Raw genomic sequence first — 19,105 nt, forward strand, 5'->3', positions numbered from 1 at the left:
CTATTTTAAAATAATCCTAAGACTTTTTTTCTACCCAATTTCACTGCTTCATTCGGATATCTTTCATTATACATTCCCACTAATTCATCCTCATACCTTTTGAAAAATTCAGGGTCAAAATTAGCCTCTTTCAGATTTTGAAACACCTTTTTCATAGTCCAATGATCCCTTATCATTTTATCACAAACCTCATGGCGGTACCTGACTCCCATCAAATTCACGCCTTTTAAAGTTTTATCTTCTTTATGGAAAACCAGTCTGATTGATTTCTCTCCTTTTTTATGCTCCCAATAGAAATGCTCTTCAGTATTTTCGTCCGGTACATTGGTCACCTGTCCGTAGGTTTGATATTCTATATCCAAAAACTTAGCTGAATTGAACCAAATACCAGGTTGATAAGCTGTTCTATTTCCGCAAATTGTCTGCGCCAGTGTCTCTCCATGCATTCTACCTGTGTACCAAACTTGCTCGATTGGTTTTCTGTCCTCAGCAGGGGCTTTTTGAAACTCCGCACAATCACCAATAGCATAAACATCTGGTTGATTGGTCTCAAAATATTCATTTACTTTTATGCCTCTATTAATATCCAATTCTGAATCCTTCAGGAAATCAATATTAGGTGAAACTCCAACCGTTAATCCGACAAACTGAGCATCCAATTCTCCACCATCTTTTAATTTCACTCCATTTGCTCGACCATTTCCATCATCCAAAATTTCAGTAATTTCAGATTCTAACTTCAGATTAAAGCCATGCTTTACGATGTGTCGATTGACCATTTCAGATTCCTCCGGAGGCAAAACATTATTCCAAAAACTACTTTCCCGAACCAAGAAGGTGACTTCTATATCACGAGTATGGAACATTTCTCCCATTTCGATTCCAATCAACCCGCCTCCAACTATTACTGCATGATTTGTAGTAGGAGAGTATTTTTCCATATTCTCCAAATCCTGGTAGCTGTAAAGTCCTTGTACAGCTTTTAAATCCTGACCAGGCCAGCCAAATTTGTTAGATTTCGAGCCAACAGCTAATACTAAAACATCATAACTAATATTTTCAGATTGCTTTAATTGCAATTTCTTATTCTTAAAATCTATTTGTTCCACATAGTCATATACCAAATCAATTCTGTTTTTCTCCCAGAAGAAATCTTCATAAGGTTTAGTACTCTCATATTTCATATGCCCCATATAAATATACATTAAGGCTGTTCGGGAAAAGAAATGCTCCGTCTCTGCTGAAATTATGGTGATATTATCTTCACTATGTTTACGAATATGCCTTGCAGTAGTGACTCCAGAAATGCCATTTCCAATGATGACTATGTTCCTCATAGGGTTTAATTTGGGTTTAGTATTTCAATATTAAAGCTAATAAAACTAATCGATTGTCAATTTCAAGACAATAAAAAGAATCCGAAGGTAATATCTTATCGTAAATCAAGAAAAACTATAAGAACTATGAGAAATTTTAAATTAAAGGTTGCAGCCATTTTTTTTTCTAGCCTAAGCTTGATGGCATACAAACAAGGAACTAACGAATTTAATAAAGAAGCAGATGTTTTCCTTAAAAAATATGTTCATGACGGAAAAGTTGACTACCAAAGATTAAAAAATAATTTTGAAGAGGTGGATAAATTATATCAATCATTAGCTTCTGTTAAGATTGATGGATTATTAGATAAAGAAATTAAAGCACTGTATATTAATGCATATAACATTATCGTAATCAGACAGATTACAGAGTATTTCCCCCTTAAATCCGCTTTAGATAAAAACGGATTTTTTGATAAAGTGAAACATAATGTTGGGGGTGAAATGCTTACATTAGACCAAATTGAAAAAGGGAAAGTAATTATCCCCTTCCAAGACCCCAGAGTTCACTTTGCTTTTTCATGTGCAGCAATTGGATGTCCAGAACTGGCCAATTTTGCCTATACAGCAGATAAATTGGATGCTCAATTAGATGAAAGGACCATTAGCTCAATAAATAACCCTGATTTCATAAAACTAAAACCTAGTGAAAATTTGGTAGAATTATCCATGATTTTCAAGTGGTATGAAAGGGATTTTAAAATGAAAGCAGATAATGTCGTAGACTATATTAATCAATATAGAGAAAGTAAAATACCATCTACTTACAAAATAGACCACTATGCCTATGATTGGAGTTTGAATATTCAATAATAAGCAAGAACTTTTCCAAAGTAAAGTTACTTTGGAAAAGTTCTCTTTTAATCATTTTCTTCCTCAGTAACTTCTTCTTGCACTTCAGATGATTCGGGAGAGATATCTCCAGTATAATTAAACACTTCAATGATTGGACTTTCAATTACTTCAGGTACTTGAAATGAAACCAACATATTATTCAAGCTAAGATAAATTCTGTCATACGCTTCTTTGACGTTCTTAGCAGTTACAATCATTTGATTTGTGATTTTCTTTTCTTTCCCGCTTTCCTCTGCTACATAATAAACCACCTTGCATTTATGCCATATATCTGCATCTTCATAATGGAAAACATCCACTATTTTACTTTTGCTTATGCCTGTAACCATAAACTCCCCTCTAACACGCTCGCCCATCTCTTCGTAAATACGCGTTTCCGCTTCCGTAAAAGAAACGGCATCCACCAAATAAGGCTCCGTTACGGATTTTAATCTTCCGTTTTCATCCTCCTTTTGATATTTTATTTTACACAAAAACCACTGCTTCATAATCTTATTTTTCAAATTGGATTGCGAATATAAAGGAATTCAAAATCGAATGGAAATGGCTCATGAATTTGTTTTAACTTTGACCTATGGAAAAAAGCAAAATCGTTCTCCCCTGCCCCCCTTATATCGCTCCTGTTTTAAGACAGGAAATAGAAAGTCTAGGATATAAAGTGACTCATGAGGGTCCATTGGATGTTGCTTTGGAAGGAACCAAAACTGATTGCATGCATCTGAACTTGCATCTTCGAACTGCCAATAAAGTTCTTTTCCTGATAAAATCATTCAAAGCACACAACCCTGACAAATTATATCAACAACTATATCAAATCAAGTGGGAAGATATTCTTGACCAAAACGGTTATTTATGTATTACATCCTATGTGAACAATGAAAAAATATTGAATACTCAATTTGCCAATGTACGGGTTAAAGATGCTATAGTAGACAGATTGAAAGATAAAACAGGGGTTCGACCGGATTCTGGGCCTTTGAGAGACCAAATGGTAGTTTTCCTTCATTGGATGGAAGACCAAGTTTCCATTTATCTAGATACATCTGGGGAAACCATTTCAAAACATGGTTACAGAAAAATCCCAGGAAAAGCACCGATGAACGAATCTTTGGCAGCGGCTACTATCTTGGCTTCAAGCTGGAAAACCAATCAGGCATTTATAAATCCAATGTGTGGTTCTGGAACTTTAGCTATTGAGGCTGCTTGCATAGCAGCAAATAAAGCACCCGGACTCAATCGTGAAAAATTCGGGTTCCATTACCTTAAAGGCTTTGATCTTGAGGCTTGGGAGAAATTAAAGGAAGAAGCTATCCAAGCTGAAAAACCCATTGAATGTGAGATTATTGCTGGAGATAATAGTAGAATGGCAATTCAAGCAGCAGAGCAAAATGCAGCAGAAGCTGGAGTGGCAGATGCTATAACCTTCGAGAAAAAAGATTTTAGAGATAGTACAATTCCTGAGAGTGAAGGAGTTGTTTTTCTAAATCCTGAATATGGAGAAAGATTAGGAGAGGAAGAAGAATTAGCCAATGTCTATGCTCAAATAGGTGATTTTTTCAAAAGAGATTGTAAAGGGAAAACTGGATATATTTTTACTGGAAACTTGAATTTAGCCAAGAAAATTGGTTTGCGAACCAAAAGACGAATTCCTTTTATGAATGCCAAAATTGAATGTAGGTTATTGGAATATGAACTCTATGCAGGAACCAAAAAAGACAAATAAAATTTTTTAAAATTCACTTCCAAAGGCTTATTTTAAAAAAATGCAAATTAGCAAAAAGGAAAAAGAGATAGTTGACAAGGCTATTAATCATTGGGAATCAAAAGGATTGATTGATAACCAAAAAGCAAAGGAGCTTGACGAAACTTTAGAAATCAAGCCTTTCAATTGGCAGTCCTTGGCTTATTACTCTTTTTTGTTTGCAGTTGTGAGTTTGCTTATTGCGGTTATCAGTATTTTTGCAGACAAAGCCCTTTTAGACCTAATTGATTCCTTAATATCCACTTCCTACATTACTAAATCAATCACTTTTTTAGGTTTAAGTGCACTTTTCTTTTGGTTGGATTATCGATACAACTTAAAAAAGAAACGAAAAAAATATAGCAAAGAAGTGTTTTCATTCTTTGGATGTATATTTTTAGCCATAGCATCAGGATTTATCAGCTTCCTTTTCGGTATGGAGGAAAATCCAGGCACATTCATTTTAGGATTAGCGATTTTGTATTTCATCTTAGCAGTAATTAGAAAAAAGGAACTGCTTTGGTTATTTGGAATAACCGCACTTGTCATTGCTTTTGGAGCCATCACTCATAATATAGGAAAGGAAAACAATTTATTTGTAGGAATGAATTTCCCTATGCGATACACTATTTTCGGAGCACTTATTTTAGTTGCCACTTATTTCATCAATAAAACCGATAAACTAAAACCATTTGTGGACCCTACCTATTGGAGTGGGCTAATTATCTTCTTTATGGCATTATGGTTTTTGACTATTTTTGGAAACTATAATAGTTATGAAAAATGGCTGGAAATTCGGCAATATTATTTATGGTGGTACAGTCTTTTATTACTTTTAGCTAGTTTTGCAGCTATTTTAATTGGAATTAAAAAAGAAGATCCTCTATTGAAAAATATAGGTATGTCATTCATTTTCCTCAATTTATACACTCGCTACTTTGAGTATTTTTGGGATGAATTACATAAAGCCCTATTTTTTGGCATTATAGCTGTATCATTTTGGTTGATTGGTAAGAAAGCCGAAAAAATTTGGGACAGTTCAGACGGTTGAGTTTTAAAGCTCTGAAGCTTTATCCAAAACCATCTTAATAAGTGTATCAATCGTTTTATCTGAATTTTTTGAGAATTGATGTGTCATTCTGTTAGCTACAATTGCATTGCAACTCAAAACATCATGGCCTAACAATCTACCCATTGCGTAATAGCCAGCAGTTTCCATTTCGAAATTGGTCAACCATAAATCTCCGTAATGAAACATAGAAAGACTTTCTGCAATGTTAGGGAAACGAATTGGAGTTCGTAATTGTCTACCCTGTGGTGCATAAAACCCTGGACATGTTACTGTATTTCCAATGTTCATTCCATCAGAAAAATGTTTGAGCAGTGAAGAAGAACCTTCCACGCAATACGGTCTGAATGGTAGTCCGATTTCCAACTGCAATGCAGATTCAACATTGGATTCTGCTTCAGTTCTTTCCAAATGATAAAATTGCATTAAGGTATCTATTCCTATTGCAAATTGTGAAGCCAATAATGAATCCACAGGCAAATCTTGCTGAAGGCCGCCCGAAGTGCCTATTCTAATTATTTTTAATGATTTTTTCTTAACCTTATTTTCCCTTTTCTTAAGGTTGATATTGGCAAGAGCATCTAATTCGGTCATTAAAATTTCAACATTGTCGGTGCCCATCCCGGTGGACATAACAGTTAATTTTCGACCTTTATAAGTACCTGTATGGGTGATGAACTCCCTTTTATTCATTTCAAAAGTAACCTCATCAAAATATTGGCTTACTTTATGAACTCTAGAGGGATCGCCTACAGTAAGGATGACATCTGAAATATCCTGAGGTCTTAAACTCAAATGATAGACGGAACCGTCTTTATTCAATATTAATTCGGACTCAGGATATCTCTCGTTCATATTAATTAAATTTTACTCTTTTCAATTTTACCTTGAAAACCTTTATATGGATCATAACCATTGGTGTTTTTTTGGTAATATCCAGTTCCATTATAATCTCTTTTTTCTGGATGTTCTTTACATTCTGTAGAGCATGCTCCTTTCATTTCCCATCCGCATTTTTCACAAATCGGCACATGCACATTGCAAGTAGGATTAGCACAATTCACCATTCTGTCAGAGTTTGTTCCGCAGACAAAGCATTCAGAAACCACTGTAGGGTTCACTTTGTTTACGTCTACAGAAAGTCTATTATCAAACACATAGCATTTTCCTTCAAAATCTTCTCCCTGAGCTTCCAAACCGTATTTGATAATTCCGCCATGCAATTGATGGACATTTTCAAAGCCCTGCTCTAGTAGAAAAGCACTTGCCTTTTCACACTTGATACCTCCTGTGCAATAAGTCACAATCTTTTTGCCTTTGTACTGCTCCAGCTCATTTAATTTATCAGGGAAATCCCTGAAATTTTCAATATCGAGGGTAACTGCATTTTTGAAGCGACCTAATTCATGTTCGTAGTTCGAACGAACATCCAAAATGACTATATCCTCCTTATTTTTAATCATTTCCCTGAATTGTGCAGGTTCAACATAAGCACCAGTTCTTTTTCTAGGATTGATATGAGAAAGGCTTGAATGTACGATTTCCGGCTTATGCCTTACATTCAGTTTTTTAAAGGTATGTTCAGGGTGAAAATCTTCTTTGAAATCAGTATCTGCAAATCTTGGATCTGCTTTTACTCTTTTCATGTATTCATCCACATTTTCCACGCTTCCTGAAACGGTGCCATTCAAACCCTCTTTTGAAATGATAATTCTACCTCTTAAGTCAAGTTCTAAGCACATTAAATGGTGTTCATCCCTGAATTGGTCAGGATTCTCAATTTCTGCATAGCAGTAATAAAGAATTACTTTGTATTGGTTTTCTGTATTTTCCATAATTTCCTCCTTAGTGTAAATAAGGTGATTTTATATTCGTAATAAATTAATTATCAATCGTTTGGGCAGGATTTCCAAATACGGTTTCTCCGTCTTTTACATCTCTAATCACAACTGAACCTGCTCCAATATTGGCTTTTTTACCGATTTTCACTCCTGAAACCACAGTTACGCCAGAACCAATGAAAGTTTCATCCCCTACGGTTACTCCACTATTTATTTGAGAACCAGCTCCAATTTGAACATAATCCCCAAGTTCTACATTATATTCTATTATCGCTCCAGAATGAATCAGACAATGATTGGGTACTTTGGAATATGCTCCCAAAACCGCTCTCGCATTAATGAAATTCCCATAACCTAAATGCGCTGAACCGGAAACAATCGCCTGAGCATGAATTGCATTGGCAGGCATAGTCTTCCTACGGTCGTTCAACATTTTGGTCATTTTTTTACGGGCTTTCATATTATCTTCCGCCACAAAAGCATCACATTTTTTACCGATATATTTTAAATAACCGTCATCATCTGTTTCTCCCAAAACCGAGACGAAATCAATCTCGGTGCCATGCATGGCTTTATCATCATCCAAAAAGCAGTAAATTTCTACCTTATTGCTTTTGAAAATTTCCGCTGCAGAAGGCCCAATTCCTTTAGCCCCTAAGATTATTACTGGTTTTTTATCCATAGTTAATTTTTCGATTTGCAAAGTTAAGGCTTAAACATTCCTTGCGCAATAAAGCGGTTCCTATTTTAGATTATGTTTGTATTTATTCAAGACCATTAAAACCAAAAGCCATAAAAAGGGCATATAGGCCACTTCATAACGAATTAACGTTCCAAAGTTTGGAGTAGCTAGTGTGACAATCGAAGACAACAGGGAAGCATAAATTAAAATGGCTATCCCCCACCATTTTTCAGTTTGAGTAAATTTAAGTTTGAAAGAAAGGATAATCGCGGCAATTACTAACAAGGTAAGAACACTCTTTTCCAGAGCCCAAAATAATGAAAATGCACTAAAAGCTTCCCAAAGAAAAGGTCTAAAAATACCCGTAAACCAAGCTAAAGGTAAATTTTGCATTACAAATAAAACATCACTTTCTGTTTGCTGAAAATGAATCACCGCTTCAGTAGAGTTTTGAGCTATTGCATCATGACTGATACGAATTAACTCAAAGAAACGACCGCTGTGAAAAACCGGATGAATAAAAGCAATTGCAATTCCTCCAACAATAAGAAAGATAAAATAAAGCACCAATTTTTTGGGAAAAGTGAATTTGAGAAGAAATTCAGACCGATAAAAAAGAAGTGTCAAAACTAGAATTGGCAATAAAGCAATTGGGACATAGTATTTGATTTTCCACAGCACCAAAACACTTAAAATTACAGGAATAGTATAAATCCACTTTTTAAAATTAGTCTGCCATTTTAAAATTGAAAAACCTAACGCATACAAAGCAATAGTCATCAAGCTTTCTTTTAATAAACCCGAACTCCAAAAAATGACGGAAGGAATAAAAAGCAAGGAAATATAAATCACAAACTTATTTTCTTTGGAAAATTTTACGAGCTCATGAGCAAAAGCCCAAGTGGCTAGTCCCGAAAAAAAGCTCAAATAAATACTCATACTCAAATAATTTCCCTGAGTGATAGCATATAGAAAACTCATCAATCGTACAAAAAAGAAAGTTCTTGGCTCAGATTGAGCCGAAAATTCAGGATGCGATAAACTCAGTGGAGCAAATCCTACCCATTTTGAAAATGAGATTCTATCTGTCTGAAAATATTGAAAAAGAGCTTGAGCTTGCTCATAAAAATAAATGGTATCACCAACTCCACCATAATAAGACCAATACAAAAAGCCTATTAGAATCCCACAACTGATTTTCAGGAGAATAAAAGTGCTAAAGATAATCTTATCATCCATTCCTGATATCCTTCGATTGAACGCAATAAAAACTGCAGCAATAATCAGAATATGGATGAAAAGTCCAATCATGCTTTCAATATGGATAAACCAATGCTACAATCCAGACATTTTTTAGGTTGGCAATATTCATTTTGAAGTTGAATCATGGCTTGAGAATCAAATGATGCTTTAATTTCCTCTCCTAAGTCGGAGAATTTCTTGGTAATATAATTCTTTTCTGCTTTTAAGTCATTTAAAAGTGCAATGGCTTTATCCATATATTTCTCCTCTCCCACACTATTGGCATAAAGTGCTAACAGAGGCGGAATGCAATTTATAATCAGCGTATGAATCGAATTCTGTCCCAATTGCTTATTGCGAAATTTGCTTTCTTTGTCAAACTGATAATGGTTCAGCCAATAATCAGAAACCTTAACTTTCAATCGTTTTTGAATAGTTTTCAAATCCATATCAATCACAAAAGCATCGAATAAAGATGGAAATACATGTAAAATTTGAGCTAATTCAGCTATTCTGATGGTTGGGAAATTGGCAGGTCTCAAACGCAAAAACCGCCATTCATGCAAATGCATTTCATTACCTAAAGTAGCTTTATGCTTATGGCTTAAAAACTCCCATTCTCTCTTTAACTGATTCGGATAATCCTCTGCAAATTCCTGAGCTAGAAAGCCTGAAGCTCCAAAAAGCAAAGCTTCCAATTGAAAAACAGAAGAGCTGTATTTCTTAATCAATGGATAAGGAAGGATTTCAGATAATCGCTCAAATGGATGTTGATTTACTTTGAAACCCATAGCAGACAACAGCATAAAATAGGATGCTTGATCCCAGTTTTGAGTTCCTTCTTGAAAATTGGTTTTGGCTTTTTCTGATTTTTGATAAAGCCTTTCGACCAATGCTTTCTCCATCATTTCAGATTTATGCAAATCACTTATCTCAGACCAATGTCCAGCGCAGGGAATTTCATCCTTCGAGCTTTGAAGATTCTGATATTTTTCAATCAAATCATAATCTACTCGGTTTTTTAATTCGATAGTGGGGATTTTACTACCATCGGGATGTTGAATAGGCTCGTCATTTTTCCAAACTACATGTAAAACTACATTTTCATAATTTGGGTCAGTTTGATGATTGTGGCGCTTCCAGTCAGAGGATTTAATATGGATTTCCACTGCCCCGTTCCATTCCATTTCATCTATCAGTATTTTTGCTTGCTGAAAATCAGGTCCTGAATTAGAATGAGCAAACCCAGTTTTAATAGATTGTACTTTACTACCATCAGAAGTTTTCAAATCAGTGGTATCAAATTTCTGATATCGCCAGACGTAATGCAAAAAATCCTCTTTCATCTCTTTAATAGGTCGGTTGAAAATTGAATATCTGAAAACTATGGATTTATTACAAATTGGGAATTGAAATAAAAGAATTTATGTTTTAAAAACTTAAATCAGTATTTTTATTATCTGAAACAAACAAATATGGATTATTTAATCATAATTGAACAAACAGAAGACGGATACAGCGCTTATGTGCCTGATTTACCCGGATGCATTTCTATTGGAAAGGACAAAGCTGAAGTGGAGAAAAATATCCGGGAAGCTATTATTTTTCATATAGAAGGGATGAAAGAAGATGGAGAGGAAATTCCAACAGCAAAATCAGATGCTTATAAAATTAATATCCCTTCAGTTGCATGAATGTAAAAGAATTGACCAAATTGATTGAGAAGGACGGCTGGTTTAAAGTAGCTCAAAAGGGCAGTCATATATAGTATAAACATCCTACCAAAAAAGGAGAGTTACAATCCCATACCATGGAAAAAATGAAGATTTAGCAAAGGGAACTGAAAACAGTGTTTTAAAGCAAGCAGGACTTAAATAATCTTTACTTTTTTATTATCTTAATTTCCTCTGTTCATAATTATTTTTAATGGTCAGATGGAACATCAAAAAAAACATTCCTCAAGTTGAGCAAATTATTCTCATCGAAGTTTCTTTCTACATATTTTTACCGCATTATTGTAAATTCCTGTTTTTAGTGATTAATTGCGCTTATGGTTCTCAATTACATCTGGATTGCATTTTTTCTAATTGCATTTGTCTTTGCCCTAGTCCAATGGATTTTCATGGGCGATATGGAAATATTTCCTGCATTAACTCAAGCTACTTTTGACAATGCAAAATTGGGCTTTGAAATTTCTTTATGGCTGACTGGTGTAATGTCTTTATGGTTAGGCATTATGAAAATAGGCGAAAGAGGTGGAATGGTCTCTATTTTAGCTAAAATCACTTCTCCCCTTTTCTCAAGATTATTCCCTGAGGTTCCAAAAAATCATCCAGCTATGGGTTCCATGCTGATGAATATCTCTGCCAATATGCTTGGTTTGGACAATGCTGCTACACCTTTGGGACTAAAAGCCATGCATAGTCTGCAGGAACTAAATCCTGATAAGGATACAGCTAGTAATGCTCAAATTATGTTTTTGGTTTTGAATACATCAGGTTTAACTATCATCCCAATTAGCATAATGGTTTATCGTTCTCAATTAGGAGCTGCAGACCCTTCAGATGTATTTATTCCAATTTTATTGACTACTTTCTTTTCAACATTAAGTGGATTAATAGCCGTTTCTATATTTCAAAAGATAAATCTTTTCCATAAAAACATATTGCTTTCGCTAGGCGTGTTAAGCATTATTATCGCAGGAATTATATGGTTTTTCAGCAGCCTAAGCCAAGCTGAATTAGGCCCTATTTCATCCAATATTGCGAACTTCATTCTATTCTCCATTATAATTGCTTTTATAGTGTTGGCTGTACGCAAAAAGGTGAATGTATATGATTCTTTCATAGAAGGAGCTAAAGAAGGATTCAATTATGCCATTATGATTATACCTTATTTGATTGCCATCTTAGTTGCTGTAGGTGTATTTAGAGCTTCAGGTGCTATGATGGTTTTGAAGGATGGATTAGAGGCTATTGTGGCATTTGCTGGTTTAAACACTGATTTCGTACCTGGTATTCCAACAGCTTTAATGAAACCATTGAGTGGTAGCGGTGCGAGAGGTATGATGGTGGACGCCATGGAAGTTCATGGAGCAGATTCATTTGTTGGTAGATTAGTAAGTGTGATTCAAGGCTCAACAGAAACTACATTCTATGTCCTTGCTGTATATTTTGGTTCAGTAAATATCCGAAATTCTCGCTATGCTTTAACTTGCGGATTGATAGCTGATGCAGTAGGAATTGTTGCAGCTATTTTGATTAGTTATATGTTTTTCCACTAGTTCAATTTTTTCAAAGTTGAGCTTTCCTAATTTGATTTGAAATGCAAATTATTAAAACATAATTTCTATTCAGAATTTTAGAAAATTTTAACTTCAGTGCCATTAAAATACTCAAAACATTCAGCTAAGCTCATCTGTTATTCATTCATGAAAAGAATCAAAGATTTAAAGCCTGAAGAAATTGACAGAATAGTAGAAATGGGCTGGGAAGATCGCACCACTTTTGACGCTATTTTCAATCAGTTCGGCATGACGGAAAAGCAAACCATTAACATCATGCGTAAAGAAATGAAGCCTTCAAGTTTTAGGATGTGGAGAAAAAGAGTTCAAGGCCGAAAAACCAAGCATGAAGCTTTAAGAAAAGATGAAGTAAAACGATTTAAATCTACCAGACAGAAAGCAATCAGTTTAAATAAGTATAAATAAACCTAATGTAGCCTATCTTCCCTTACTTCCAAATTTTTCATTATTTCAGCTTCGGCAGACAACAACTCTCCCCACCTTTTTCTTACTTCTTCCTTTGGTTGATAGCTCTCAGCTAATTGTAAGAAGTTTTTATAATGACTAGCTTCTGAAACCATTAATTCATAATAGAATTTTTTTAACTCATCATCCTGTATATAAAGATGCAATTGCTTGAATCTTTCACAGCTTCTTGCTTCAATCAATGCGTTAATCAAAAGCTTTTCCATTAACTGAAATTTACGACTTCCTCCCTTAATTTCTAATTTCATTAATTGAGAGACATACTCATCCTTTCTTGGAGAGCCTAATTTATACCCTCTCTTTTCCAGCTGCTCCAATACTCTTTCAAAATGTGACCATTCTTCAGCTACGACAGGAGTCATCACTTTGACCATTTCATCCATCTCAGGAAAATTAATGATTAAACTGATGCATGCACTTGCAGCTTTTTGCTCACAATATGCATGATCCACTAAAATATCCTTAATATTTTTTTGAGCTATATTAACCCACCGTGGGTCGGTTGGTAATTCTAATCCAAGGGTAAATTTCTCTTTTTCCATGTCAATTATGGATTTTTGTATTTAATCGAAAAATGACCAGGTGACTCCTAAATCTAAAATCCTTTCTTGACCAGTATAATATGGAGTTGTGAAATACCCTCCCGCTGTTAGATCTTGATTAAAGTGACGGAATTTTACGAATAATCTTGCCGTGTTTATTTTTGCGCTAGCATATACATCTGCAAACATATAGCCTGGCACCTCAAAGTAATTTTGTAGATAAAATTGCTGGGTAACTGGATCATAATCATCAGCAAAATATGTTGATTTATAATGCGCTTCTATACCAATTCGTGCTTCCAAGCGATCCTCAAAAACTTTGCTGTAATATAAATCAAGATTTAAAAAATGTTCAGGAATTCTAAATAAATCAGCATCTGCACCTTCTTTAAGTGTATAGATATAATCTGCTTCCAAATTCATTGCACCTAATCTGGCCTTCATTTCCACTCCCGGATGTAATAATGTGGCAGTACCAGAAGATTGCTGAGGTGTAGCCTCAGTATCGAAATACATATGGTTGCTGACTATTTTTAAATCAAGTTTAGGTTGAAATCTAATATAATCCTTCCATCTAATATCAAGCTTACCACTCAATTGCTGTACCCGCTCACTTCCAAAATTATTTCTCCAATAGTCATGATTGCCGAAATGTTGTTCATAGAAAAAAGGTGATGCAAATTGCATACTGAGCGCACTTACCGTTAGAAATGGAATCTTTAAATTTGCCGCTAACTTATAGTTTCCACTCAATTCGTATTCAGCATTCGCATCAAATTGCCAATTCTCTCTCGGTGCAAATCTAAAGTAACCTCCTGCATAATTTTCAGCTGTCGCATTTACTGTTTGAAGATATTTCCCGGTAAATCTTATATCTTTTCGTTTTGCATAAAACCGATAAAAAGCACTACCAATTTCTCCTTTAAACCCTACTTCATTTTGCACATAAACATACCTTGTTAAATCTGTGGTGGAATCGGTCCTTAGCAAGAATTGATCAAAATAATCAACATCTGTTGCATCAGTGGGACCTGAATTTAAAAATAGGTTCATCTGATTTGTCCGATCAAATGTGTAGTAAAATTGTAGTAGTTTATTCAACTTATATTGTTGGTAAAGGTGATATTGCTGTCTTAATTCACCTCCTTGCGCGTTTCTTAAATTTATATCTTCATCATCGTAACCAAAAAGATTTTCATAAACAATTATCTCAGCTGAATCTCTGATACCACCTGTTTCATTTACTTTATGGAAAGTTCTAGTAAAATTAAAAAGTACTTGATATTTCCTATCAGGCGACCGGTAATCAGTAGAAATATCGTACGAATGAGATATAACATTTAAATCTCCTCTACTTTGCAAAGGCCCAATTTGTTTATCAACAGTCCATCTTCTGAAACTAAATCCTGCATTCCAATTCTCTGTAATATTTCTAGAAAAATCAACTCCAATGTACGCGCGATAGTTACCTCCTAAAACAGACCTCATTTGAGTAAAAGGAGATTTAGTATCAAAATATTTAATTTCGTCAGGCGTTTTTATGTAATAATCATAAGCACTAAAACCACTTCTTTTTCCAATTACATCAGGAGTTTGGTAAAAAACTGGCCGTAAAGCTGTACCTACAGTACCCAAATTTTGATATCTGTAATCTGTTAAAGCCACCGGATCCCACAGATGAGTTTTTTCAAGACTGGTATCAATTACCTGATATTGCTCAATATTGTTTTTGATATTTTCTTCTGTTGTAAAAAGAGTAGTTTTTGGCCCATACACAAGTTGAGTAGAATCATCAATTACTTGACTAAATAGAGGTGTAAAACCAAAACAAAAAATCGATATGATAAATAGATATTTCTTCAAAACAGATGCAAAATTAAGTAAAGTCATGGATTTATTAAGCTCTAGTTATAGAATCTTCCAAGATTTGATGAAAAGATTTTTCATCTTCCAAAAACTGTACCATGATGGGGATATAAAATAGCTTACTTTGAAATGATTTTGATAACTCTGGCATATATATTAACCTAACCCAATCCTTTTCAGTAGTCATGATATCTGCATTTACATCATTTGCCATTTTTTCTACTTCCTCAATTTCTCTAAATGTAAAATTATGATGATCTGCAAAATCAAAATGCTTTACTATATCAAATCCATCTTCGACTAAATATTCTTTGAATTTTTGAGACTGTGCAATGCCTGTTACTAATACAATATTCTTATCTGGTTCATTACCTTTTACAGTTGCTACTGGTCTTTCATATTTGACAGTCGTGAAAAACACATCTTTTTGAGCATAACGTTGAATATTCCCTTTTATCTGTTCCTTCTCTAATTTACCCAAATCAACCGGACATTTCGTCACCACTATAACATCAGCTCTTTTCGCCCCCTTTCTGCTTTCTCTTAATGTTCCTGAAGGCAGAACAAAATCTTTATAAAAACGGAAATTAAAATCGGTCAATAAAATGGAAAAGTTCGGTTTAACGCTTCTATGTTGATAAGCATCATCTAAGATTATGACTTCATTTTCTGGATGTTCAAAAATGATGCTCGGGATTGCCAGAACCCTATCCTCTCCGACTGAAACTACTGCATCATTTTTAAATTTCTGATAAATCTGAAACGGTTCATCCCCGATCGTATTGGGTAAATCTTCAGCAGCGGCAATTCTAAAACCTTTTGATTTTCTGCCATAGCCTCTGGATAAAGTCGCCACTTTTTTAGAATAGCCTTTTTCAACCAAAAATCTTAAAATATATTCCACAAAGGGCGTTTTGCCTGTTCCTCCCATAGAAAGGTTCCCTACAGATATAACTTTAGTATCAAAACGGAAAACAGGCTTGTATTCGATATCGTATAAATGATTTCGAAATTGCATCACCCATTTGTACATTATACTAAATGGTGACATCATTAATTGCCAATACTTATTTTTAAATAATTGCAAGGGCTGTAAAACTTTTTAACTTTGACGGAATTGAAACAAAAACAAATATGAGCAAAATAAAGGATATCGTCCAACATTTGGAAAGCATTGCACCTTTAGCTTATCAAGAATCTTATGATAATGCAGGTTTGATAGTAGGTGATGCCTCCCAAAATGTGAGCAATGTCTTAATCACTTTAGACGTAACTGAGGAAGTTGTAGATGAAGCCATTTCTAAAAACTGCGAACTTATAGTGGCTCATCATCCTATCATTTTTAAAGGCCTAAAAAAACTGACAGGAAGAAATTATGTGGAAAGGACGGTCATAAAAGCAATAAAAAATGATATCGCCATTTATGCTTCCCATACGAACCTGGACAATATTAAAAATGGAGTAAATGCCAAGATAGCTGAAAAGTTAGGCTTGATTAATACTGAAATTTTAAGTCCAAAAAATGGATTCTTGGGAAAATTAAGTGTTTTTGTTCCAAAGGAAAATGCTGATGAATTGAAAAATGCTTTGCACAAGGCAGGTGCAGGTCAAATTGGTGAATATAAAGATTGCGCTTTCGAAACTGCTGGAAAAGGAAGTTTCTTACCAACTGACAAAGCTAATCCGAGCATTGGCAAAAAAGGTAAACTAGAAACGGTAGAAGAACATAAAATAGAAGTTATTTTCCCTCTTTATTTAAAAAATAAAATATTGAGCGCCATGAAAACTGCACATCCCTATGAGGAGGTTGCCTATTATTTGCATCAACTGGAAAACACTTACGATGATTTAGGCTCGGGCATGATAGGAGAAATGGCAGAACCTATGGAACCAAAAAAGTTTTATACCTATTTAAAAGATAAGATGGGTTTGTCTGTAATAAAACATACTGCAGATATAAACCGTAAAATAAAAAGAGTTGCAATTTGCGGAGGAGCTGGTTCATTCCTTATTTCGCAAGCAAAAAATAAACAAGCTGACATTTATATCTCATCTGACATAAAATATCATGAATTTTTTGATGCTGACGGAAGGCTGATTATAGCCGACATAGGGCATTATGAAAGCGAACGTTTTACAAATGAGATATTTTATGCAATTTTGAAAGAAAATTTTGCTAATATTGCACTCCATTTAGGACAGACTGTCACGAATCCGATAAAATATTATTAACTGCATGGAAAGTACTGTAGCACAAAAACTTGACGCCTTGAAAAAATTGCAAGGTATCGATTCAAAATTAGACGACATTAGAAAAGTGAGGGGAGCATTACCTGACGAGGTAGCTGATTTAGAAGATGAAATTGCAGGTTATGAAACCCGTATTCAAAAATTCGATAATAGCGTTCAAGCTATTAAAGATGAAATTGAAGCCGCAAAGCAAGGAATCAAAGAATCAGAAAAGCTTATTGCAAAATACGGTGAGCAACAAATGAGCGTTAGAAATAATCGCGAATATGATGCCATCACAAAAGAAGTGGAACTACAGCAATTGGATATTCAAATCCATGAGAAAAAAATAAAAGAAGCTGAAGCTAAAATCGAAGATAAGGTAAAAGGCATCGAAGAAACTAAAGCTTTGCACGAAGACCGTAAAAAAGATTTAGAAAGCAAACGCGTTGAACTTGAAAATATCGAAGCTGAAACTGAAGAAGAAGTTGCTAAGCTGGAAAAAGATAGAGAAAAAGCACTCAAGAAAATTGAAGATAGATTAGTAGCTTCTTATGAAAGATTAAGAGGAAACGTTAGAAATGGTTTGGCTGTAGTTCCTGTTAAAAGAGGTGCTTGCGGTGGATGTTTCAATACAGTTCCTCCTCAGAGACAAGCTGACATCAGAGATAGAAAGAAATTAATTGTTTGTGAGCATTGCGGAAGAGTCTTAACTGATGTTGAAGACGAAATCGTAGAAGAAAAGCCAAAAAAGAAACGTACTGTAAGAAAAAATACAACTGCTGCCAAAAAGAAAGTGGAAGAGTAAATCTTAAAAAAAGAAATAAAATTTTAAGACCTGTCAAAATCAAATTTGACAGGTTTTTTTATGAATTCTAGTTTAAGACAAATAATAGACGAAATATTGTAATTAGTGATTAAGAGCTCGCATATTTCATCTCTTTAATTGGCATTTGAATTAATACTTCTTTTTGCCTTAACTCTATTGATAACATAATCAGCATACAAATCATCGAAAAACATATCCTCATAAAGTCTTTTGGTATCAGAATTGCTCAGCATCCAATTATGTCCTTTTTTGTCTAGCATTGTACAAAAATCTCTTAATCTAATTTGTTCCTTATCATCAGAAGCATTTTGAGTATAGGCATTAAAACTAGAAGTTATCTTCAAAGGTTTATTGGGTGGATCAAAATAAGAAAAACTGCCTTTAGTTATATAGAAGCCGTTTCCTCGAAATCTCCATTTAGAATTTCAACTATTTGCATAAGATCACTGACTTCTTTTAAATTCTCAGCATCACAAATCATTGGTCTTTTATAAGAACCTACTGGAACATTGAAAAAACCTTTTCTATTTACTCTGTAAAAAAACCTTTAAAGCAGGTTCTATTCAAGAAAATAAACAAAGCAGATTGATGGATTTTGTCAGAATCTTACTGATTAAATTCACTTCTCTTTTGGTAAAATTATTCCTTTTTATACTCAAGATTTGATTCCAATTCATGGAATTCATTTTGGAATTGATTTAAAATAGAAATCAACTCCTGGGCTGGTCTCTTATCGTAATGTTAGTATCAATAAGTTTAATATTGATATCTTTAAGGACAGCTTTTTTATTTGTTGGGAAGTTATTTAGCTTCCAGAATAAAATCGCACCACTTCCCACAAAAAGCTCAATAAAAATGACCTAAGCTGATGACAAATTTTCTAGTAAAGCTCTTTTGATTTCGTTTAATAGTTGAGTTTTACCCCCTGCCCATTTAAGAAATGGCTTTTTTTTCATATTCAGTTTAATCTTTCCGAACAACAAATTAGCGTTGCTAAATTGATCATTTAGAAATGATTGCAAAGTAAATAATTACGAATTAGAACTTAAGGAAATGCGCTATTT

General features: G+C 34.3%; 22 protein-coding genes. 9 read left to right on the top strand and 13 right to left on the bottom strand.

Features of this window, described 5'->3' with window-relative positions; translation table 11 throughout:
• Window positions 1-5: 5 nt before the first annotated feature.
• Entirely contained in the window at window positions 6-1,337 is a 1,332-nt protein-coding gene (locus tag VFM92_RS02075; RefSeq protein ID WP_325120533.1) for an NAD(P)/FAD-dependent oxidoreductase, read from the bottom strand.
• 126 nt (window positions 1,338-1,463) lie between these two features.
• Between VFM92_RS02075 and VFM92_RS02080 the strand changes: the two genes are divergently transcribed.
• Complete coding sequence (locus VFM92_RS02080; RefSeq protein WP_325120534.1) at window positions 1,464-2,189, top strand: DUF547 domain-containing protein; 726 nt, start codon at window positions 1,464-1,466, stop codon at window positions 2,187-2,189.
• A 47-nt stretch (window positions 2,190-2,236) separates the two neighbouring features.
• On the opposite strand, the gene VFM92_RS02085 is transcribed toward VFM92_RS02080, so the two are convergent.
• Complete coding sequence (locus VFM92_RS02085; protein ID WP_325120535.1) at window positions 2,237-2,719, bottom strand: DUF4494 domain-containing protein; 483 nt, start codon at window positions 2,717-2,719, stop codon at window positions 2,237-2,239.
• An 86-nt stretch (window positions 2,720-2,805) separates the two neighbouring features.
• Here VFM92_RS02085 and VFM92_RS02090 point away from each other — a divergent pair, with 86 nt between their 5' ends.
• Both VFM92_RS02090 and VFM92_RS02095 read left to right on the top strand, forming a co-directional pair.
• On the top strand, window positions 2,806-3,954 hold the full coding sequence (locus tag VFM92_RS02090; RefSeq protein ID WP_325120536.1) for a THUMP domain-containing class I SAM-dependent RNA methyltransferase: 1,149 nt from the start codon (window positions 2,806-2,808) through the stop codon (window positions 3,952-3,954).
• Between the two features lie 40 nt (window positions 3,955-3,994).
• Window positions 3,995-5,023: a hypothetical protein gene (locus VFM92_RS02095; RefSeq protein ID WP_325120537.1), complete on the top strand. Its 1,029-nt coding sequence runs from the start codon at window positions 3,995-3,997 to the stop codon at window positions 5,021-5,023.
• A 3-nt stretch (window positions 5,024-5,026) separates the two neighbouring features.
• On the opposite strand, the gene VFM92_RS02100 is transcribed toward VFM92_RS02095, so the two are convergent.
• The 5 genes from VFM92_RS02100 to VFM92_RS02120 are packed head-to-tail and all read right to left on the bottom strand — an operon-like array spanning window position 5,027 to window position 10,152.
• Complete coding sequence (locus tag VFM92_RS02100; RefSeq protein ID WP_325120538.1) at window positions 5,027-5,896, bottom strand: nucleoside phosphorylase; 870 nt, start codon at window positions 5,894-5,896, stop codon at window positions 5,027-5,029.
• A 5-nt stretch (window positions 5,897-5,901) separates the two neighbouring features.
• Complete coding sequence (locus VFM92_RS02105; protein ID WP_325120539.1) at window positions 5,902-6,876, bottom strand: rhodanese-related sulfurtransferase; 975 nt, start codon at window positions 6,874-6,876, stop codon at window positions 5,902-5,904.
• 46 nt (window positions 6,877-6,922) lie between these two features.
• Window positions 6,923-7,564: an acetyltransferase gene (locus VFM92_RS02110; RefSeq protein ID WP_325120540.1), complete on the bottom strand. Its 642-nt coding sequence runs from the start codon at window positions 7,562-7,564 to the stop codon at window positions 6,923-6,925.
• Between the two features lie 60 nt (window positions 7,565-7,624).
• A complete protein-coding gene (locus tag VFM92_RS02115) occupies window positions 7,625-8,875 on the bottom strand; it encodes a hypothetical protein (protein ID WP_325120541.1) in 1,251 nt (416 codons plus the stop codon).
• Window positions 8,872-10,152, bottom strand: a complete 1,281-nt coding sequence (locus VFM92_RS02120) for a DUF2851 family protein (RefSeq protein WP_325120542.1) — start codon at window positions 10,150-10,152, stop codon at window positions 8,872-8,874. Before VFM92_RS02120 ends, VFM92_RS02115 begins: the two co-directional genes overlap by 4 nt.
• A 129-nt stretch (window positions 10,153-10,281) precedes the next feature.
• Here VFM92_RS02120 and VFM92_RS02125 point away from each other — a divergent pair, with 129 nt between their 5' ends.
• From VFM92_RS02125 to VFM92_RS02140, 4 genes are all read left to right on the top strand, one after another.
• Window positions 10,282-10,500, top strand: coding sequence for a type II toxin-antitoxin system HicB family antitoxin (locus VFM92_RS02125; protein WP_325120543.1), 219 nt, complete (start codon window positions 10,282-10,284; stop codon window positions 10,498-10,500).
• A gap of 106 nt (window positions 10,501-10,606) precedes the next feature.
• Window positions 10,607-10,684: a type II toxin-antitoxin system HicA family toxin gene (locus VFM92_RS16895; RefSeq protein ID WP_325120574.1), complete on the top strand. Its 78-nt coding sequence runs from the start codon at window positions 10,607-10,609 to the stop codon at window positions 10,682-10,684.
• Between the two features lie 172 nt (window positions 10,685-10,856).
• A complete protein-coding gene (locus VFM92_RS02135) occupies window positions 10,857-12,089 on the top strand; it encodes a nucleoside recognition domain-containing protein (protein ID WP_325120544.1) in 1,233 nt (410 codons plus the stop codon).
• Between the two features lie 147 nt (window positions 12,090-12,236).
• A complete protein-coding gene (locus tag VFM92_RS02140) occupies window positions 12,237-12,515 on the top strand; it encodes a TIGR03643 family protein (protein ID WP_325120545.1) in 279 nt (92 codons plus the stop codon).
• A gap of 2 nt (window positions 12,516-12,517) precedes the next feature.
• On the opposite strand, the gene VFM92_RS02145 is transcribed toward VFM92_RS02140, so the two are convergent.
• The 3 genes from VFM92_RS02145 to lpxK are packed head-to-tail and all read right to left on the bottom strand — an operon-like array spanning window position 12,518 to window position 16,070.
• Entirely contained in the window at window positions 12,518-13,117 is a 600-nt protein-coding gene (locus tag VFM92_RS02145; RefSeq protein WP_325120546.1) for a tRNA-(ms[2]io[6]A)-hydroxylase, read from the bottom strand.
• Between the two features lie 21 nt (window positions 13,118-13,138).
• Window positions 13,139-15,007 carry a putative porin gene (locus tag VFM92_RS02150; RefSeq protein WP_325120547.1) on the bottom strand — a complete coding sequence of 623 codons (1,869 nt, stop codon included), beginning with the start codon at window positions 15,005-15,007 and terminating at the stop codon, window positions 13,139-13,141.
• 7 nt (window positions 15,008-15,014) lie between these two features.
• The gene (gene lpxK, locus VFM92_RS02155) at window positions 15,015-16,070 is read right to left on the bottom strand and encodes a tetraacyldisaccharide 4'-kinase (protein ID WP_325120548.1); all 1,056 of its coding nucleotides are present in this window, start codon (window positions 16,068-16,070) and stop codon (window positions 15,015-15,017) included.
• 47 nt (window positions 16,071-16,117) lie between these two features.
• Here lpxK and VFM92_RS02160 point away from each other — a divergent pair, with 47 nt between their 5' ends.
• Both VFM92_RS02160 and VFM92_RS02165 read left to right on the top strand, forming a co-directional pair.
• Window positions 16,118-17,215, top strand: a complete 1,098-nt coding sequence (locus VFM92_RS02160; protein WP_325120549.1) for a Nif3-like dinuclear metal center hexameric protein — start codon at window positions 16,118-16,120, stop codon at window positions 17,213-17,215.
• Window positions 17,216-17,219: 4 nt separating this feature from the next.
• Window positions 17,220-18,020 carry a zinc ribbon domain-containing protein gene (locus tag VFM92_RS02165; protein WP_325120550.1) on the top strand — a complete coding sequence of 267 codons (801 nt, stop codon included), beginning with the start codon at window positions 17,220-17,222 and terminating at the stop codon, window positions 18,018-18,020.
• A gap of 134 nt (window positions 18,021-18,154) precedes the next feature.
• Here the strand turns inward: VFM92_RS02165 and VFM92_RS02170 are convergent, their stop codons facing one another.
• From VFM92_RS02170 to VFM92_RS16905, 3 genes are all read right to left on the bottom strand, one after another.
• On the bottom strand, window positions 18,155-18,430 hold the full coding sequence (locus tag VFM92_RS02170; RefSeq protein ID WP_325120575.1) for a DNA adenine methylase: 276 nt from the start codon (window positions 18,428-18,430) through the stop codon (window positions 18,155-18,157).
• Window positions 18,427-18,522, bottom strand: a complete 96-nt coding sequence (locus tag VFM92_RS16900) for a hypothetical protein (RefSeq protein WP_414675558.1) — start codon at window positions 18,520-18,522, stop codon at window positions 18,427-18,429. The genes VFM92_RS02170 and VFM92_RS16900 overlap by 4 nt, the downstream gene beginning before the upstream one ends.
• Window positions 18,523-18,751: 229 nt before the next feature.
• Window positions 18,752-18,898: a DNA adenine methylase gene (locus VFM92_RS16905; RefSeq protein ID WP_414675559.1), complete on the bottom strand. Its 147-nt coding sequence runs from the start codon at window positions 18,896-18,898 to the stop codon at window positions 18,752-18,754.
• Between the last annotated feature and the right edge of the window lie 207 nt (window positions 18,899-19,105).

This window comes from Marivirga sp. (genome assembly GCF_035704835.1).
GTDB lineage: Bacteria > Bacteroidota > Bacteroidia > Cytophagales > Cyclobacteriaceae > Marivirga.

Bases quoted from the DNA above. Each gene is read 5' to 3' on its own strand.
- VFM92_RS02085 (WP_325120535.1), bottom strand. From the start codon at position 2,719: ATGAAGCAGTGGTTTTTGTGTAAAATAAAATATCAAAAGGAGGATGAA.
- VFM92_RS02150 (WP_325120547.1), bottom strand. From the start codon at position 15,007: ATGACTTTACTTAATTTTGCATCTGTTTTGAAGAAATATCTATTTATC.
- VFM92_RS02140 (WP_325120545.1), top strand. From the start codon at position 12,237: ATGAAAAGAATCAAAGATTTAAAGCCTGAAGAAATTGACAGAATAGTA.
- VFM92_RS02115 (WP_325120541.1), bottom strand. From the start codon at position 8,875: ATGATTGGACTTTTCATCCATATTCTGATTATTGCTGCAGTTTTTATT.
- VFM92_RS02075 (WP_325120533.1), bottom strand. From the start codon at position 1,337: ATGAGGAACATAGTCATCATTGGAAATGGCATTTCTGGAGTCACTACT.
- VFM92_RS02105 (WP_325120539.1), bottom strand. From the start codon at position 6,876: ATGGAAAATACAGAAAACCAATACAAAGTAATTCTTTATTACTGCTAT.
- VFM92_RS02160 (WP_325120549.1), top strand. From the start codon at position 16,118: ATGAGCAAAATAAAGGATATCGTCCAACATTTGGAAAGCATTGCACCT.
- VFM92_RS02125 (WP_325120543.1), top strand. From the start codon at position 10,282: ATGGATTATTTAATCATAATTGAACAAACAGAAGACGGATACAGCGCT.
- VFM92_RS02100 (WP_325120538.1), bottom strand. From the start codon at position 5,896: ATGAACGAGAGATATCCTGAGTCCGAATTAATATTGAATAAAGACGGT.
- VFM92_RS02165 (WP_325120550.1), top strand. From the start codon at position 17,220: ATGGAAAGTACTGTAGCACAAAAACTTGACGCCTTGAAAAAATTGCAA.
- VFM92_RS02095 (WP_325120537.1), top strand. From the start codon at position 3,995: ATGCAAATTAGCAAAAAGGAAAAAGAGATAGTTGACAAGGCTATTAAT.
- VFM92_RS02090 (WP_325120536.1), top strand. From the start codon at position 2,806: ATGGAAAAAAGCAAAATCGTTCTCCCCTGCCCCCCTTATATCGCTCCT.
- VFM92_RS16900 (WP_414675558.1), bottom strand. From the start codon at position 18,522: ATGATTTGTGATGCTGAGAATTTAAAAGAAGTCAGTGATCTTATGCAA.
- VFM92_RS02080 (WP_325120534.1), top strand. From the start codon at position 1,464: ATGAGAAATTTTAAATTAAAGGTTGCAGCCATTTTTTTTTCTAGCCTA.
- VFM92_RS02110 (WP_325120540.1), bottom strand. From the start codon at position 7,564: ATGGATAAAAAACCAGTAATAATCTTAGGGGCTAAAGGAATTGGGCCT.
- VFM92_RS02145 (WP_325120546.1), bottom strand. From the start codon at position 13,117: ATGGAAAAAGAGAAATTTACCCTTGGATTAGAATTACCAACCGACCCA.
- VFM92_RS02135 (WP_325120544.1), top strand. From the start codon at position 10,857: ATGGTTCTCAATTACATCTGGATTGCATTTTTTCTAATTGCATTTGTC.
- VFM92_RS02120 (WP_325120542.1), bottom strand. From the start codon at position 10,152: ATGAAAGAGGATTTTTTGCATTACGTCTGGCGATATCAGAAATTTGAT.